This window comes from Paenibacillus sp. FSL R7-0179 (assembly GCF_038002265.1).
In the GTDB taxonomy this organism is placed as follows: domain Bacteria; phylum Bacillota; class Bacilli; order Paenibacillales; family Paenibacillaceae; genus Paenibacillus_AQ.
Map to the genome: position 1 here is coordinate 641,235 of NZ_JBBOCC010000002.1, position 16,057 is coordinate 657,291.

Annotated in this window: 14 protein-coding genes and 1 tRNA gene; 8 read left to right on the forward strand and 7 right to left on the reverse strand. The window is 53.6% G+C overall.

Annotation, left to right across the window (positions count from 1 at the left end; translation table 11 throughout):
- Nucleotides 1-43: 43 nt before the first annotated feature.
- The 4 genes from MKX63_RS19510 to MKX63_RS19525 all read right to left on the reverse strand — a co-directional run bounded on the left by MKX63_RS19510 (nucleotide 44) and on the right by MKX63_RS19525 (nucleotide 2,763).
- Nucleotides 44-175, reverse strand: coding sequence for a hypothetical protein (locus MKX63_RS19510; RefSeq protein WP_256707444.1), 132 nt, complete (start codon nucleotides 173-175; stop codon nucleotides 44-46).
- Between the two features lie 110 nt (nucleotides 176-285).
- Nucleotides 286-477 (reverse strand): FeoB-associated Cys-rich membrane protein, encoded by a 192-nt coding sequence (locus MKX63_RS19515; RefSeq protein ID WP_341019393.1) that lies wholly within the window; start codon nucleotides 475-477, stop codon nucleotides 286-288.
- 34 nt (nucleotides 478-511) lie between these two features.
- A complete protein-coding gene (gene feoB, locus MKX63_RS19520) occupies nucleotides 512-2,524 on the reverse strand; it encodes a ferrous iron transport protein B (protein WP_341019394.1) in 2,013 nt (670 codons plus the stop codon).
- A complete protein-coding gene (locus MKX63_RS19525) occupies nucleotides 2,521-2,763 on the reverse strand; it encodes a FeoA family protein (RefSeq protein ID WP_341019395.1) in 243 nt (80 codons plus the stop codon). The genes feoB and MKX63_RS19525 overlap by 4 nt, the downstream gene beginning before the upstream one ends.
- Before the next feature lie 218 nt (nucleotides 2,764-2,981).
- Between MKX63_RS19525 and MKX63_RS19530 the strand changes: the two genes are divergently transcribed.
- From MKX63_RS19530 to MKX63_RS19540, 3 genes are all read left to right on the forward strand, one after another.
- On the forward strand, nucleotides 2,982-3,941 hold the full coding sequence (locus MKX63_RS19530) for an aldolase catalytic domain-containing protein (protein WP_200869575.1): 960 nt from the start codon (nucleotides 2,982-2,984) through the stop codon (nucleotides 3,939-3,941).
- A 187-nt stretch (nucleotides 3,942-4,128) separates the two neighbouring features.
- On the forward strand, nucleotides 4,129-6,252 hold the full coding sequence (locus MKX63_RS19535; protein ID WP_341019397.1) for a putative bifunctional diguanylate cyclase/phosphodiesterase: 2,124 nt from the start codon (nucleotides 4,129-4,131) through the stop codon (nucleotides 6,250-6,252).
- 86 nt (nucleotides 6,253-6,338) lie between these two features.
- Nucleotides 6,339-6,412: transfer RNA gene (locus MKX63_RS19540), tRNA-Gly, on the forward strand.
- A 394-nt stretch (nucleotides 6,413-6,806) separates the two neighbouring features.
- Here the strand turns inward: MKX63_RS19540 and MKX63_RS19545 are convergent.
- Nucleotides 6,807-8,162: a dipeptidase gene (locus MKX63_RS19545; protein ID WP_341019400.1), complete on the reverse strand. Its 1,356-nt coding sequence runs from the start codon at nucleotides 8,160-8,162 to the stop codon at nucleotides 6,807-6,809.
- Nucleotides 8,163-8,467: 305 nt separating this feature from the next.
- Here MKX63_RS19545 and MKX63_RS19550 point away from each other — a divergent pair, with 305 nt between their 5' ends.
- The 3 genes from MKX63_RS19550 (at nucleotide 8,468) to MKX63_RS19560 (ending at nucleotide 10,456) form a co-directional block, all read left to right on the forward strand.
- The gene (locus MKX63_RS19550) at nucleotides 8,468-9,430 is read left to right on the forward strand and encodes a TRM11 family SAM-dependent methyltransferase (RefSeq protein ID WP_445323532.1); all 963 of its coding nucleotides are present in this window, start codon (nucleotides 8,468-8,470) and stop codon (nucleotides 9,428-9,430) included.
- Nucleotides 9,431-9,480: 50 nt separating this feature from the next.
- Nucleotides 9,481-10,098: an NUDIX hydrolase gene (locus MKX63_RS19555; RefSeq protein ID WP_341019402.1), complete on the forward strand. Its 618-nt coding sequence runs from the start codon at nucleotides 9,481-9,483 to the stop codon at nucleotides 10,096-10,098.
- Nucleotides 10,099-10,300: 202 nt separating this feature from the next.
- Nucleotides 10,301-10,456, forward strand: a complete 156-nt coding sequence (locus tag MKX63_RS19560; protein WP_341023390.1) for a hypothetical protein — start codon at nucleotides 10,301-10,303, stop codon at nucleotides 10,454-10,456.
- A 99-nt stretch (nucleotides 10,457-10,555) separates the two neighbouring features.
- Here MKX63_RS19560 and MKX63_RS19565 read toward each other — a convergent pair whose 3' ends face one another.
- Nucleotides 10,556-11,029, reverse strand: a complete 474-nt coding sequence (locus tag MKX63_RS19565; protein ID WP_341019404.1) for an ASCH domain-containing protein — start codon at nucleotides 11,027-11,029, stop codon at nucleotides 10,556-10,558.
- A 50-nt stretch (nucleotides 11,030-11,079) separates the two neighbouring features.
- Nucleotides 11,080-13,089, reverse strand: coding sequence for a ribosomal protection-like ABC-F family protein (gene abc-f, locus MKX63_RS19570; RefSeq protein ID WP_341019405.1), 2,010 nt, complete (start codon nucleotides 13,087-13,089; stop codon nucleotides 11,080-11,082).
- Between the two features lie 456 nt (nucleotides 13,090-13,545).
- On the opposite strand from abc-f, the gene MKX63_RS19575 reads away from it, so the two are divergent.
- A complete protein-coding gene (locus MKX63_RS19575; protein WP_036696174.1) occupies nucleotides 13,546-13,923 on the forward strand; it encodes a PH domain-containing protein in 378 nt (125 codons plus the stop codon).
- Between the two features lie 218 nt (nucleotides 13,924-14,141).
- A complete protein-coding gene (ggt, locus tag MKX63_RS19580; RefSeq protein WP_341019406.1) occupies nucleotides 14,142-15,719 on the forward strand; it encodes a gamma-glutamyltransferase in 1,578 nt (525 codons plus the stop codon).
- The last annotated feature ends 338 nt before the right edge of the window (nucleotides 15,720-16,057 follow it).

A 16,057-nucleotide genomic window follows, 5' to 3' on the forward strand; every position in this document is an offset into this window, starting at 1 on the left:
GTTCACTTGGAATCCTGCTTCTCATAACTGCAGGAATGGCAGCCTATTTACGGGCCTTCATCTGAGCAGTGAGGGATTGGACGCCATTCATAATCTTATCCCGTGTATTCTTATTCTTCAGCAAGTAGGCGGCTCCCAGGGCTACCGTTGTAAACAGAGTCTTCTTGGTGTTCATGGTTATTCCTCCTTGGCAATAGTCTGGTTGTTAAAAGCTTATAACTAACATACCCGCATGCCAAGGTTTCTAAACGAAAGAATAACCGGCATATCCGCTAGAGCTGTATCCTAGCGCTTGCTGCCCAGTGTAGCACTGCTGCAGGACAGCGGTGAATCCATCGCTGCTGCGGGACAGGTCTTACCCTTGTCACAGCCTGCACAGGCCCCCTGCTTGCCCTTCTGTACATGACGGTAAATCATCCAGCCGGAATACCCGAATATTAGCGCCACAATCACAATATTAACGATCATTGCTGCCATCGCTTCCTCTCAATATATCTTGGACTTGCCAGGGCTACGACCATCCGAGCAAACGTCCTCCTTGATAAATCACCAGTGACACCGCATAAGCCAATACCAGAGAGTAACCCATGGAGAAGAATGTCCATTTCCAGGAGGCAGTCTCCTTCTTAATAACGCCGACAGTGGCCAGGCAAGGAATGTAGAGCAGGATAAAGGCCATGAAGCTGATCGAGCTAAGCGGTGTAAAGACTGAAGCAATTTGTCCTTCCAGTCCTGCTGCATCCGGGGCATGGTAGATGATGTTCATAGTGGAGACAACAACCTCTTTAGCGAGGAAGCCGGGCACCAGGGTAGAACCGGCCTGCCATGTTCCGAAGCCGAGCGGCTGCAGCAACGGGGCGATGAAGCCGCCGAATTTGGCCAGGAAGGAGTGATCCATGTCCACATTGAGGCCGCCAGGACCGGCATAGGACATCAGCCAGATCAGGACCGAGCCGGCCAGGATGATGGTCCCTGCTTTGCGCAGGAAGCCTTTGCCCTTCTCCCAGGTGCTGCGGCTTAGTGTCTTGAACTGGGGCATCCGGTAAGGAGGCAGCTCGATAATGAAGATAGACGTCTCATTCTTGAACAGATGCTTGGAGAAGAACTTACACAGAATCAGGGCAAATACAACACCCATTACATACATAGAGAGTACAGCTGTGGCTTGCTGGGCAGGGAAGAAGACCGCTGCGAACAACAGATATACCGGGAGCCGGGCAGAACAGGACATCAGCGGCATTAGCAGCGTTGTCAACAACCGGTCCTTGGGCTGTTCAATGCTGCGGGCCGCCATAATGGCCGGTACGTTGCAGCCGAAGCCGATAATGAACGGAATGAAGGCCTTACCGTTCAGTCCCATCCGTTCCATCGTGCTGTCCATCAGCAGGCAGACACGGGCCATATACCCGGAATCCTCCAGGAAGGAGATCATCAGGAACAGGATGAATATTTGCGGGACAAATACGAGTACGCCGCCCACACCGCCAATAAGACCATCAACGATCAGTGCGTGCGTGAATTCCGAAGCCCCGATGGTTCCCAGCAACGAATTGGTCCAATCGCTGAGCGGACCGCCGATAAAGCCATCCAGGAGATCAGACAAAGGCCCGCCGATCCAGTCGAAGGTAGTTTTGAACATGGCATACATAAAGACGATGAACAGGGGAAGTCCCAGAAAACGGTGGGTAAGGATGGAATCCAGACGTTCGGTCAGATTATGCGGTTTTTGCAGGGTAGAGTCTATGGCGTCAGCGCATACCATACGGATGTAGTCCATGCGGACGGAACGAATCCATTGGGGAAGAGTGAGTGCAAGCTTCTCCTGCTGCAGCCGGGTCTGAGCAGCATCTGCGATCAGCAGCAAGCCAGAAATATCGGTTCGCTTCTTCAGCAGCTCAAGGATAACCGGGTTCTGCTCCATCAGCTGCAGAGCAACCCAACGGAGATTAGGCAGACCAGAGATCTTCTGTAATTGTGCAACAATGGAGGCTATGGCTTGCTCAGCGATGTCGCCATAATTCAATTGGAAGGTAACAGGCGGGATATGCGAGGGCTGCTCCAGTACGCTAAGCACCTGACTGGTTCCCTTGCCTGTCCGGGCAATCAACGGCAGCACGGGGATACCGAGACGTTCATTAAGGATGTCGGGATTCACCTGGATACCGCGCGCCTTGGCGACATCGGTCATATTCAGTCCGAGGATCGTCGGCTTGCCGTATTCCAGCAGCTGCAGGGTAAGCAGCAGGTTCCGTTCCAGCTGCGACGCATCGACAATATTGATAAGCGCTTCAGGGGTTTCTTCGATCAGATATTGTGCAGCTACGCCTTCATCGCGGGAGAGGGGGTGAAGAGAGTAGATTCCGGGCAGATCGATCAGCTTGCCGGCTCCGTTCTTGAGACTGCCGATCTTTTTCTCAACCGTAACGCCTGCCCAGTTCCCCACGTATTCGTAGGAGGAAGTCAGGGTATTGAACAGCGAGGTTTTCCCGGTGTTGGGGTTCCCCACAAGTGCAATAGAGCTCATGATACCTTCACCTCTATCATAGATGCTTCCTTCCGCCGGATAGCAAATAGCTGACCGTTGCATTCAAGCGTAATCGGACCCATGAAAGGCCCTTTGCCCTTGAGACGGATCATTACACCCTCAGATACTCCCAGATCGGCCAGACGGCGGCGCAGGATAGGATTCATGCCTTCAATTTTTTGAATAGAGCCGGTAGTGCCTGGTTGCAAACGCAGCAAGGAGCAGGATGTTAGAACCATTGTTATCCCTCCGAAAGAGACTGATAATCAATCTCAATGATTTCTTGTAATGTAGCATTTTACTGCCATTTATTCTGTGATTAATGTCATTGTTTCTGATCGCGAAAATCGATATGAGGATTACTGAAATTTTCTTTACAATATCTTCTTCATTAAAGTATGATTGAACGATAATATAAGCATAGTACTTAAGAGATACCCCGAAGGGAGAACAGATTGTGAAGACTAATCATAGTAAAATTGTCGATTGTACCATCCGTGATGGGGGATTGGTGAATAACTGGGATTTTAGCATTGAATTTGTTCAGAAATTATATGCCGGTCTGAATGAAGCCGGTGTTGATTATATGGAAATCGGTTATAAGAACTCGCCGAAGCTGCTCAAAGGGGCAGAGGGTGCAGGCCCTTGGCGCTTTTTGAATGATGACTTCCTGCGCAAGGTCATTCCACAAAAGGGGCATACGAAGCTGTCGGCTCTGGTCGATATCGGCCGTGTGGACGAGAATGATATTCTGCCCCGCAGCGAGAGCATGCTTGATCTGATTCGTGTGGCTTGTTACAGCAAGGATGTGGACAAGGCTCTTCAGCTGGTGCAGACGTTCCATGATCTGGGCTATGAGACGACCATTAATATTATGGCCCTGTCCAATGTAATGGAGAATGAGCTGCTGGAAGCCTTCGAGCAGATCCGCGAGAGCGTAGTTGATGTAGTCTATATCGTGGATTCTTACGGCAGCCTGGATCATAATGACTTTCATTACCTGGTAGAGAAGTTCAAGACACATCTGCCGGAGAAGCGGCTCGGTGTGCATACCCACAACAATCTTCAGCTGGCCTTCTCCAATACGCTGATTGCAGCCGAGAAGGGGGTAGAGCTGCTGGATGCTTCCTGTTACGGGATGGGCCGCGCCGCAGGCAACTGTCCTACAGAGCTGCTGGTTACCCATCTGAAGAATACGAATTATACGCTCCGTCCTGTGCTGGATATCATTGAGAACCTGATGATCCCGCTGCGGGAGAAGGAAGAGTGGGGCTATATCATTCCGTATATGATTACAGGAACGCTGGATGAGCATCCCCGCTCGGCAATGGCGCTGCGATCTTCGGCCGATAAAGATAAGGCGGTTGACTTCTATGACACACTGACAACACCTGAGGTCAATTTCGGGGACAAATAACCGTCTGGAAGGAGAAAGCACTGGCCTCTATTTGTAGGCAGGTGCTTTTTTTCTGCCGGAGCTGCTTTCGTGCAATATTGTAGGTGATCAATGTAACTTTACGGAGCTGTCTGGCCGATATTTATACATAGGACATCATACACACCCATCTGACTTTATAGATATTATTTTTAGACGCGAGGGACTTATGAGACAAGAAGAGAGAAAGACGATTCATGCGGCTATTCTGGGGGCTGCGCTATTCCTTCTGATCCAGATTTTTCGTACACCGCTGGGCCAAATAGAGGACAAGGATTTACTGATGGCCTTTTACCTTATTTTGGGCTGTTGTACTGTCGCGTTCGGTTTTGCGATTTTTGCCCAGGGCTGGATGCTGTTCGCCAATAGTTTATCCAAGGCCAGGCTGTACACTTCTGCATTATTCCTGGGGGTGAGTATTTTTGACTTCCTGCATGTACTCGGGTTTGTAGGTATTCCCGGAATCACCCCTTTTATCAGCCAGGGGCAGTCCTTATGGCTTCTGACGTTCTCCCGGCTGGCCAGTGCACTGGGGATTATGCTTATTTTCAGCAGAGAAGACCAGCTTGTAGGAACCGGCGTCAAGGGGAAGGTGTTCAGGAATGCTTTTGTGGTGATTTTGCTGTCTTTGGCTGTGTTTGGTCTCGGCAACCTGATTGTCTCCGGGCTGGCGGATGAACCATGGGCAGAAACGGCAAGAGATCTGATGAATATGGCGATACTGTTCGTCTATTTGCTTGGTGCTTCGATTATTATCTATCCTGGCAAAAGCGAAAAGTCAGCCTCTCTGCTGATTATTATCCGTTCCCTTGTGTTCTTCTCCCTGGCTCAGGTCTTCTTCATGAATCTGTTCAGTGTCGGAGAATTGGATTATCTCTTCGGGATGCTCAGCAGCGCAGCGGCCTATTATCTTCTGCTGACCGGAGTCTACAGATTGACGATTGAGGAGCCGTTTCAGGAGAATCAGCAGGCGGAAGCGCGGATTAATTATCTGGCGTATCACGACGAGCTGACCGGTCTTCCGAACAGACGCCGCCTGATGCAGCGCATGGAAGAGGTGGTGCTCCAGAGTGAGCAGGACAAAAGCCGAGGCTTTTCGGGGCTGGTCATTATGAACATCAACCATTTTAAGAACATCAATGACTCTCTTGGTCATTATGCAGGAGATCTGCTGCTGCAGCTGGTCGCCCGGCGGATCGGGGACGAGGTTAGAGTCAATGAAGAGCTCTTTAGTATGGGGGCGGACGAGTTTGCTTTTCTGATGACGGAGCGGACGGGGCTGGAGAATTGTCTGGTCCGGGCGGGTGAGCTGCTGCGCCTGTTCGAGACACCGGTAGGTCTGGAGTCAGGTGAATACCATATCTCGCTTAGTCTGGGGGTAAGCATCTATCCCGGGGACGGAGATACGGCTGAGCAGTTAATACAGAATGCTGATACAGCGGTACACAATGCCAAGGAGCAGGGGGTGGAGATCCGCCGCTATATTCCGGCTATGCAGATGAAGGCGAAGGAACGCCTCAAGCTGGAGAATGATCTGCGCCGGGCGCTGGAGCGGGGGGAGTTCTATCTGGTCTATCAGCCCCAGGTGCTGCTTGAGACAGAAGAGATTGTCGGCATGGAGGCGCTGCTGCGCTGGAACCATCCCAAACGCGGCTTGGTCTCTCCGGTAGATTTCATTCCTATCGCTGAAGAGAGCGGGCTGATTGTCCCTATTGGGGAATGGGTGCTCAAGACGGCCTGTCTGCAGAATAAAATGTGGCAGGATGCCGGCTATCATCCGATTTGCGTATCCATTAACCTCTCCATGCGCCAGTTCCTGCAGCCTAATCTGGCCGGCAAAATTGATGCTATCCTGAAGGATATCGGTCTGGATCCCTGCTACGTGGATTTAGAGATTACCGAGAGTATGACCCTTGACAAGGAGACCGCCTTCGACCAGCTGAACCGTCTCAAAAGACTTGGCGTATGCATCAGCATCGATGATTTCGGCACAGGCTACAGCTCGCTGCATTATCTGAAGAATATGCCGATTGACCGCTTGAAGATCGACCGTTCCTTCGTATCGGATGTCATGGAGGACAGCAACAATGCCGCGATCGTCTCTACGATCACCTCGATGGCCCACCATTTGAAGCTCAAGGTTACCGCCGAAGGCGTGGAGAACAAGGAGCAGCTGCACTTTCTGCGCCAGCAGCATTGCCATGAGGCCCAGGGGTATCTGTTCAGCAAGCCGGTGAAGGCGGCTGAATTCGAACAGTCCTTCCTCAGGCCTCTGCTGGAAATGCCGTCGTAACCTCCTGCCCTCCAGTATCTGAATTTAATAGGGTTGCAATTTATTCGTAGTGATGCTACAATGTTTCTTGTACTCGTTTTTGAGTTGCGGGTGTAGTTCAATGGTAGAACTTCAGCCTTCCAAGCTGATAGCGTGGGTTCGATTCCCATCACCCGCTCCATATTTAACTTCCGAAATCCTTGTCCGCAAGGGTTTTTTTTGTTGTATAAGAAACAGTAGTTTAATGCTGCTGTAGAGAAGGTATTCTGTTGGGCTAAATGTATGTGGAAAACAGCATACATTGTGCTCGCAAGCCGGCACACGGCCTAATGTATGTCAAAAATAGCATACATTGTGCTAACAAGCAGGCGCACGGCCTGAATGTATGTCAAAAGCAGCATACATTGTGCTCGCAAGCCGGCGCACGGCCTAATGTATGTCAAAAACAGCATACATTGTGCTGGTGTGAGTGCGCGAGACTGAATTTATGCAAAAACAAACAAAAAAAAGCCAGGCCCCCGATCTACCGGGGGCCTGGCTGTATGAAATGACAGATACGCTGTCGGTTCTGGACGTTAGACGGTCTTCAGGAACTCGACCAGGGTCAGCAGGCCCTTGTCGAAGTTCTCCAGGTTGAAGTGCTCGTCCGGTGCATGCAGGTTCTCGTCATCGAGTCCGAAGCCCATCAGGACGACCGGTGCCTTCAGGATGCGGGCGAAGCTCTCCATGATCGGGATGGAGCCGCCGTCTTTGGTGAAGAGGGCGCGGGTGCCGTAGACCTTGCCGTAAGCATCGGCAGCGGTCTGGAGGATCGGGTGCGACGGATCAATGTTGAAGGCGCGTGCCTTCTCCATCTGCTTCACCTGAACCTGGGCGCCCTTCTGAATATTAGCCTTCAGGTGGGCTTCAACGGCATCCAGGATGTGCTGCGGGTCCTGGTCGCCGACCAAGCGGCAGGTAATCTTGGCATGAGCTTCCTTCGGGATGACGGTCTTGCTGCCTTCACCTTGGAAGCCTCCGTATACGCCGTTCAGCTCAAGCGTTGGACGTGCGCCGACCCGTTCCACGAAGGTGTAGCCTTCTTCCCCGTACAATTGCTCCAGGCCGAGGGCGGTGCGGATCTTGTCTTCGTCCACGCCTTGCTTGGCGAATTCTTCGCGCAGCAGCGGAGACAGGGCAGGCACGCCTTCGTAGAAGCCTTCTACAGATACGCGGCCCTTGTCATCATGAAGGGTGCTGAGCAGCGAGACCAGCGCATGCAGCGCATTGGGAACGCCGCCGCCGTAGGAGCCGGAGTGCAGGTCAGTCAAGGCGGTGTTCACTGTAACCTCCATCGAGCAGAGACCACGGAGCCCGGTGCAGATGGCAGGGCGTCCGCGCTCCAGCAGAGAGGTATCCGAGACGAGGACGGCATCTGCTGCAAGCTTGTCCTGGTTAGCTTCCAGGAATGGCGGCAGGTTGACGCTGCCAATCTCTTCTTCTCCTTCGATGCAGAGCTTGATGTTGACCGGTAGAGTGCCCTCTTGCTTGAGGATGGCTTCGATGGCCTTGATATGCATGAATACCTGGCCTTTGTCGTCTGTAGCGCCGCGGGCATAGAGCTTGCCGTCACGGATCTCCGGTTCAAACGGAGGCGTAGTCCACAGGTTCAGCGGATCAACCGGCTGTACATCATAATGGCCGTAGACCAGAATGGTCGGCTTGCCGGGGGCATGAAGGTAATCGGCATAGATCACCGGATGACCGGCTGTAGGATGCAGCTCGATATTCTCAAGGCCTGCACGCTTCAGGGTCTCTACCAGCCAGCCGGCAGCGGCATTGATATCTTCTTTGTGGCTGGACAGGGCTGAAATGCTGGGGATCGCCAGCCATTGCTTGAGTTCGCCAAGCTGGGCTTCACGCTCAGCCTGAAAGTAAGTTTCGTATGACATTGTAGGTATGTACCTCCTTGGAATTCGCTGCTTAATACCACAGCTACCCGTATTATGCGGCAACATGCATAACGGAGGGTCTCTGCGGCTCAGGTTCGGCAGTGTAATGCATTCATTATACTGGAGATAGCCCGAGGGATCAAAAAAGGATTGTCCCACCCCACCAACAGAGGGTGACCAGACCTGCGTAGCTTGGGGAACAGTTCCTTGCAGGCTGTTGATTACTGGCAGTAACCGTGATAGACTTACTTAGTTTAAGCCAAGGAACCGCCGGGAGCGGCGGAAGCGACAGGAGCGAAATTGTAGTGTCAACGAACATATCTGCAAGTGTTGAACCGATATATATTTATACGTATGCCCATTCGCCGGATGAGACCTCATTATGCGGGATGGAGCTGCGCTGCCTGTTCGGCAGGGAGATCCCTCCGGCTATATTCGCAAGCGGGGTAGAGGCGGATGTCAGCCGCAGTCCTTTTATCAAAGAGCGGATAGATGTGATGTACGAAGGGGACACGCTCCCGGAGATCTACAAGCAGACAGAGCAGGTAGAACTGGGGGGGCGGAGCTTCAAGGTTATTTTTGTGAAGACTAATGATCTGGCTCCTGAGCAAAAAATAGAATACGGTGAGCGCAGAGTGATTGAGCGGGAAATCGGCCTGCGGATTGAGGGAGAGGCGGATGTGAACCATCCGGAGCTGGTGTACGGGATTGTGACGCTCGGCGGACGCTGGTACTTCGGCCCTTATCATAAGAACAATGCAACCTGGTTTCGGCAGATGCACAAGCCCCGAAGCTACTCCATAGCGCTCAGCACACGGGTAGCCCGGGCAGCGGTCAATATGGCGGTTCCGCGCATACCCGGTGTGAAGCTGATCGATCCCTGCTGCGGAATTGGCACAGTAATGGTGGAAGCTCTGTCGATGGGAATCGATGTCGTCGGCCGTGATATTAACCCGCTCATAGCGGCAGGTGCACGGACGAACATCGCTCATTTCGGCTTCGAGAGTGTTGTTACGCTCGGGGATATCGCAGATATTGAGGAGCATTACGATGCAGCGATCGTGGATATGCCTTATAATCTGTATTCACGGATTACCCCCGAAGAGCAGTTTGCGATTCTTAGTCATACGCGGCGGATTGCGGACAGAGTGGTCATTGTGGCGATTGAGGCGGTGGATGAGATGATTGCGGCGGCCGGTTTTACAATTGTAGACCGTTGTGTGGCACGAAAGGGTTCGTTCTCCCGTCATCTGATGCTGTGCGAGTAGAGCGTCTGGAAGAAATAGCGTAACTAAATCCGAGTGAAGGCGGTGTGCTTATGGAACCGAAATGGTTAACCTGGGCCAAAGAAATTCAAGGGATTGCCCAGACCGGACTGACGTATGCCAAGGATGTATTTGATATTGAGCGTTATCAGGCACTGCGCGAGCTGAGCGTGGATATTCTGGCGAACTATACGTATGAGAGCAAGGAGCGCATCCGGCTCTCCTTCGCGGGCGAAGGCGGGTATAGCACACCTAAGGTGGATATCCGGGGAGTTATTTTCAAGGATGATAAAATTCTGCTCGTACACGAGAAGCTCGACGGAAAATGGGCACTGCCCGGAGGGTGGGCCGATATCGGCCTGTCACCAAGTGAGGTGGCTGTCAAAGAAATTGCCGAGGAATCCGGCTACCAGGCAGAAGCGGTCCGTCTGCTTGCTGTAATGGATAAAAAGTTCCATCAGCATCCGCCGGAGCCATACCATACCTATAAAATGTTCATTCTGTGCAGAATAACCGGCGGGGAGGCGGCGGGTGGTGTGGAGACGAGCGGTGTTGGATTTTTTGCCGAGGATGCATTGCCCGAATTGTCTGAAGAACGCAATACGGCAGAGCAGCTGCACACTATGTTCCAATATTTACATAATCCCGAAAAAGAAGTAATATTGGACTAAAGCACTGCATAGAATAGATAACCAAGAGTGTATATAAGTTTTAGTAATACATTTTTTGGTTAATATTATTTATGTAAGCCTTTACAATGATTATCCGCTGAGCCTTTATATCTAAAAAATTTATCGAAAACATCTCTTTTTGGGCCTGGCGGTCTACATTTTTTCCTCTGCTTTGACGATAAGAATTTTAGGAGGGGATCGCATGGAACAAGAAGAGCTAAGACTTCCGCTTGCGCAGGAGGGAATGACCCGGCCTACAGAGGGCAATATCGCCACGGGCCTGGTATGGGGTGTCCTGATCAGTATTCCCTTATGGATCTCGTTGATCGGCTGGATAATGGGCATCTGGAAATTCTAAGACCCGCCCGCAGCATTAGCTAAGTCCCACAACTACTAACTGCACATATACAATGAAGGCTGCCTCTTCGAAGTGAAGAAGCAGCCTTTTTAGATTGATTTACGATTCGTTGTTAATATGCACCAGCTGGAAGCTCTCGCAGACCACCCTCATCTCCGGGTCAAAGGGCTTACCCTCACGCTCCAGCTCTCTGGTGAAGAACACTTCATGCTCGTAGCGCCAGGATTCTAGGCTGCGGTCATCTTCTCCTTCGGAGTAGGCAAATTCAGCGGTTACCTCAGCGAACGGAACGACCTCCACCTTCGTTGTTTCTATGATCGCCCGCGGCTGACCTGTGCTGTCCAGCAGGACGGATAATCCGCCTGTAAAAGGCATGCTCAGCCCCTGAGCCTTAATCAGCTCATAATTCTGCGCGGTTCCTGTCTTGATTCCTCTCAGCACCAGATCCAGCAGCTCGTCTGCCAGCCGGGGATTGTCGCCGAACGCCCAGGCGCTGTCGAATTTGTCCGCCGCTTCCGGATGCTCCGCCAGATAACTCTCCCAATATTTCGCAATTTCCGGGGTTAATGTCATTACGGTCACCTCTATCTTAGATTTAGTATTTAGTCTGTCACAAAACAAATTCACATCTCCGCTTCGCTTAACCAGCCGCTATACAGGTCATCGAGCTTCTGCTGCGCAGCATCTCTCATTTCTTGCAGCTCTGCCAGCTTCTCTGCATTGCTCGACATTCGCGGATCAAGCATCTCCGTATCGATAAGAGCAAGCTGTGCTTCTGCTGCGGCAATGTCCTGCTCCCACGAAGCCGCCGGACGCGGCTTGCGGTTCGGACTGGCAGGGCCGGAGGGAGAACCCCCGGTATTCCTGCGGCGAGAGGAAGCGGATTCCGTATCCGAACCGGCTGAGGCAGGGGATTGGTCTGCCCGCCCGTTTACAGAACGGGGCTTACCGGTGCTGCCCCCGGAAGGTTCCGGCTGCGTGACCTCCTGCCGCTGGACGGCTTCGGCCTGCTTTTCTTTATAGTACTCGTAGTTGCCCGGGAAGGAGGAGAAGCGTCCGCCGTCAATATGCCAGAGCTTGCCGAAGCAGCGGTTGATGAAATAACGGTCATGGGATACCGCCAGCACGGTGCCGGGGAACTCCTCCAGCGCTTCCTCGAGCGCCTCGCGGGAATCGATATCCAGATGGTTGGTCGGCTCATCCAGAATCAGCAGGTTCGGCCTCTTGTGCATCAGGACAGCGAAGCGCAGCCGGGTCCATTCTCCTCCTGAGAGGTTGTTGATGCTTTTGAAGACATCGCTGCCGTAGAAAAGGAAGCGGGCCAGCTGGCCGCGGGCTTCGCCTTCTTCAAGTCCGGCTTCCTCGCGGAAATACCGCAGCACGGAGTGGCCGCCCTCCTCCGGCACAGCTTCCTGGGCCAGATAACCGACGACAGCTCTGGAAGCAAGCGTACAGCTCCCGTTGTCTGGTGTCTCCTGGCCGAGGATGATCTTCAGCAGGGTGCTTTTGCCTGCTCCGTTGCCGCCGATCAGTGCGGTGGTCTCGCCGTATCTCAGAATATCGCTGGCGGCCGAGAAGAGCCTGCGCTCCCCGTAAGACTTGCTGATCCGGTCCAGGATGACGACCTGGTTGCCGGTCCGGTCCTCCTGCTGGAGCTGCAGATCCATGGACCTCCGCTCCAGAATCGGGCGTTTGACCTTGACCATCCGGTCCAGCGCCTTCTGCATGGACGCCGCACGGCGGTGGAAGGAAGGGTTCGGCGGATTGGAGCGGTTGCCCCATTCAATCAGCCTTTTGATACTCTCCTGCATCTGCTTGATCTTCTTCTGCTGCTCCTGGTAGTCAGCGAATTGCTGAAGGAGCCGGGCTTCCTTCTCCACCTGATAGCCGCTGTAGTTCGTATGGAAGGTGAAAGCCTCCCCGTCTTCAAGCTCGATGACCTTCTTCACCACGGCATCCAGGAAATAACGGTCATGGGAGATCGCCAGCACCGTGCCGTCATAGCTCTGGAGGAATTGCTCCAGCCACTCGATAGCCTCCATGTCCAGATGGTTGGTCGGCTCATCGAGCAGCAGGATGTCGGGACGGCGCAGCAGCAGCTCGGCCAGCCCTACCTTGGTCTTCTCTCCGCCCGAGAGGGAAGAGAAGCGGCGGTCATACTGCTCCGTTCCAATCCCCAGCCCTGAGGCTACACGCTGGATCGAGGCTTCGAGCTCATAGCCGCCTGCGGCCTCGAACTTCTCCTGTAGGGTGCCGTATTCCTTAAGCAGCCGGTTCCAGGCCTGCTCGTTGTCACCCGCACCGGAGGAAGACATCTCCTGCTCCAGCTCCCGCAGGCGGCGCTGCCAGCCGAGCTGCTCCGCGAAGCTGCGCTGGAGGATGGCATAGACCGTGTCGCTCTCGTTCACCTCCTGAATCTGGGCAAGCAGGCCGATGACGCTGCCCCGGCGGATGGAGAGCTGTCCTTGGTCCGGGCGTTCTTCCCCGCTGAGCAAGTGGAAGAGGGTGGTTTTGCCGCAGCCGTTGCGGCCGATCAGGCCGATTTTTTCGCCTTGGCGGATATCGAAGGTGACATCGCTCAGAACGAGCTGGGCACCGTGGTATTTTTGGATATTTTGACATGAGATAATCATCGTTAGGCTCCTTTGATTAGAATGCTCTTTGCTCTGCCGCTTCAATTTATCCGAAATATCCGTTTAAAAGCACATAAAAAGGCCGCAGGGAAATTTCCCCACGGCCTGAGAATTCTTCGGGTTAAGACATCCGTTGAAGTGTAGGCGAGAAAGGCATTTCACAATGTTGTAGTGTTATTAAATTCTTGTAAATGGACAGACTTCTCCCGTTGTCCGATTTTACATGAACGATGCCCGCCATAATATTAATCAGCCGGCTGCTAACACTGTTGGTCCGATTGTGATCCATTCTCCTACACCTCCTTTTTGATAAATTTAAAGCTAGTGTAACCAAAAATCCCGAAATAAGCAAGGGAGAAATGTTCTCTCCAGACATAAAAGCATGGTTCTGCAAGTAGTATGAAGTGTGGCGAAGGGGCGTTGCCCTTATACCGGCTGCGGGAAAAGAGGAGAGCTATGGCGATTTTTAACGGATTGCTGGGCAATGCGACCCAGGTTGAGCTGGGAGAGGTGCAGCGGGAATACGGACGGATTCTGGCTCCGAATGAAAAGATTGAGCGCGCCTATAAGCTGGTCCGGGACATGTTTATTTTTACAGACAAGCGGCTGATTCTTGTAGACAAGCAGGGGATGACCGGCAAAAAAACCGAATACCACTCTGTTCCTTACAAAAGCATCACCCATTACTCCGTGGAGACGGCGGGGCATTTCGACCTGGATGCGGAGCTGTGCCTATATATCTCGGGCGCGGGGCTGCCGCTGAAGAAAACCTTCAACAAATCGGTGGATATCTATGAAGTGCAGGCTGTGCTGTCGCAATATATCCTGAAGTGAGGGGGGGCGCACAGACAGGGCGTATTAAGGCTGTAGCCTGCTGCAGCTCCATATAACAGACGGACAGAATGGATGCCGGGCCTGCTTCTATTCTTAAATTTGTGCATGGCTCACAAAATAAGCGGCAGCAAATGTACGGTCCTAAGGAAGCCGTTGACAGGGGCTCCGGGCCTGCTGTTAAATGACACTAACTTAAGCGGCAGGGAAGGAGGCAGAACATGGGGAGAGGACCGGTGACCGGAACGAAAACAATGGTGGTCAGCCCGCACTATCTGGCCTCGGCAGCGGGCGCGGAAGTTTTGGCCAAAGGCGGCAACGCCTATGATGCGGCCGTTGCAGTCAGCGCGGCGCTGGCTGTGGTCTATCCGCATATGACCGGGCTCGGCGGAGACGCCTTCTGGCTGGGGTATAGCGCCGGCGAAGGGCGCGTACGGGCTTACAACGGCAGCGGACGCTCTGGCTACGCCGCCCGCCGGGACTGCTATGCCGGGGAGGAGGCTATTCCCCGGCGGGGTGTGCGCAGCGCCATTACGGTGCCCGGAATGGCGGATAGCTGGGAGGCCGTCCAACGGGAGTATGGACGGCTGACCCTGGCCGAGGTGCTGGAGCCGGCTATCGGCTACAGCGCCGGGGGCTTTCCGCTGTCGCCGGACCAGCATGGCGGCAGCGTACTGGCCGGAGCCGCGCTGTCGCCTGAAGCGGCGGCGGTGTATCTTCCCGGCGGCCGGATTCCGGCGGCGGGAGAGTGGTTTGTGCAGCGGCAGCTGGCCGGGACGCTGCGGGTACTTGCGGCGGGAGGCCGGGATGCTTTTTATAAAGGGAGCATTGCGAAAGAGATCTGTGATCACATGCAGGCTTCCGGCGGGTACCTGACCCGCGAGGATTTCGCGGACCATAAGGGAAGCTGGGAAGAGCCGCTCCAGACGCACTATCATGGGCATACCGTCTATCAGGTTCCGCCGAACTCGCAGGGCTTCACCGCGCTCATGGCGCTTAATATCCTGGAGCATTCTAACTTCGCAGAGATCAGGCATGGCTCCTATGAGTATTATCATCTGCTGGTGGAGGCACTGAAGCTGAGCTTCCGCGACCGCGACCAGGTGCTCACCGACCCGTCCTTCAGCAGCATTCCGCTGGACCGTCTGCTGAGTAAGCCCTATGCGGCACAACTCGCAGCAGCGATCTCTCCCCGTAAGGCGCTTGCTCTCAGCAGCGAACCGGTTGGAAGGGATACGGCTTACGCTGCGGTGGTGGATGAAGAGGGGAATGCAGTCTCGTTCATCCAGAGTCTGTATTTCGAATTCGGGTCGGGGGTTGTGGCTGGGAATACGGGGATTCTTCTTCAGAACCGCGGGTCCTTCTTCTCGCTCGATCCCGCCCATGTCAATACGCTGGAGCCGCACAAGCGCACCTTCCACACGCTGATGCCGGCGATGGCCTGCCGGGACGGGAAACCGGCTTATCTCTATGGCACGCAGGGCGGTGAAGGACAGCCGCAGACGCAGACCCTGCTGCTCACACGCATGCTTCATTACGGGATGGACCCGCAGACTGCGGTGAGTGAACCGCGCTTTGTCTGGGGCAGAACCTGGGGGGAGCCGACTCAGGAGCTGCGGATCGAGAACCGGGTAGCGGAAGCCGTACGGGCAGAGCTGGCGGAGGCGGGGCATCTGGTCCGTGAGGCAGAGAGCTATGACGGGGTGATGGGGCACGCCCATGCTATCTCGATTGATGGCAACGGCTACCGCAGCGGGGGGACGGACCCTCGCTCTGATGGAGCTGCTATCGGGTGGTAGAGGGAATGAATTCGTGGCAGGGAGATTGGGAGATTGGGGGGACAGGAAGACAGGAAGACTAATAGAGCATCAGATTTCAGCTTGTGAGAATTACTTTAACTAATCGCTTACTGAAGGTTTGCCGCGCCCTGATCAGGGTGTAAAGGGGATGCTTAAGGAAGGCTTGATTGCAATCTGTACAACTAAATCCTCGAATGTGCCGCCGAATCTCCGTTTAGATGTATTTCGTGCAATTAAAATACCTTTCTACTTGGATTTTCACCCATTCGGGCAGATTTAGTTGTACAGAGTGCAGTTAGAAGAGGAAACTCCTTCTTTTCACTGTGTTTAGGTGTACG

What these genes read in the sequence shown, in the direction of transcription:
- ggt (WP_341019406.1), top strand. Translation starts at nt 14,142, where the DNA reads ATGGGGAGAGGACCGGTGACCGGAACGAAAACAATGGTGGTCAGCCCG.
- MKX63_RS19510 (WP_256707444.1), bottom strand. Translation starts at nt 175, where the DNA reads ATGAACACCAAGAAGACTCTGTTTACAACGGTAGCCCTGGGAGCCGCC.
- MKX63_RS19535 (WP_341019397.1), top strand. Translation starts at nt 4,129, where the DNA reads ATGAGACAAGAAGAGAGAAAGACGATTCATGCGGCTATTCTGGGGGCT.
- MKX63_RS19565 (WP_341019404.1), bottom strand. Translation starts at nt 11,029, where the DNA reads ATGACATTAACCCCGGAAATTGCGAAATATTGGGAGAGTTATCTGGCG.
- MKX63_RS19555 (WP_341019402.1), top strand. Translation starts at nt 9,481, where the DNA reads ATGGAACCGAAATGGTTAACCTGGGCCAAAGAAATTCAAGGGATTGCC.
- MKX63_RS19575 (WP_036696174.1), top strand. Translation starts at nt 13,546, where the DNA reads ATGGCGATTTTTAACGGATTGCTGGGCAATGCGACCCAGGTTGAGCTG.
- MKX63_RS19560 (WP_341023390.1), top strand. Translation starts at nt 10,301, where the DNA reads ATGGAACAAGAAGAGCTAAGACTTCCGCTTGCGCAGGAGGGAATGACC.
- MKX63_RS19515 (WP_341019393.1), bottom strand. Translation starts at nt 477, where the DNA reads ATGGCAGCAATGATCGTTAATATTGTGATTGTGGCGCTAATATTCGGG.
- feoB (WP_341019394.1), bottom strand. Translation starts at nt 2,524, where the DNA reads ATGAGCTCTATTGCACTTGTGGGGAACCCCAACACCGGGAAAACCTCG.
- MKX63_RS19545 (WP_341019400.1), bottom strand. Translation starts at nt 8,162, where the DNA reads ATGTCATACGAAACTTACTTTCAGGCTGAGCGTGAAGCCCAGCTTGGC.
- MKX63_RS19525 (WP_341019395.1), bottom strand. Translation starts at nt 2,763, where the DNA reads ATGGTTCTAACATCCTGCTCCTTGCTGCGTTTGCAACCAGGCACTACC.
- abc-f (WP_341019405.1), bottom strand. Translation starts at nt 13,089, where the DNA reads ATGATTATCTCATGTCAAAATATCCAAAAATACCACGGTGCCCAGCTC.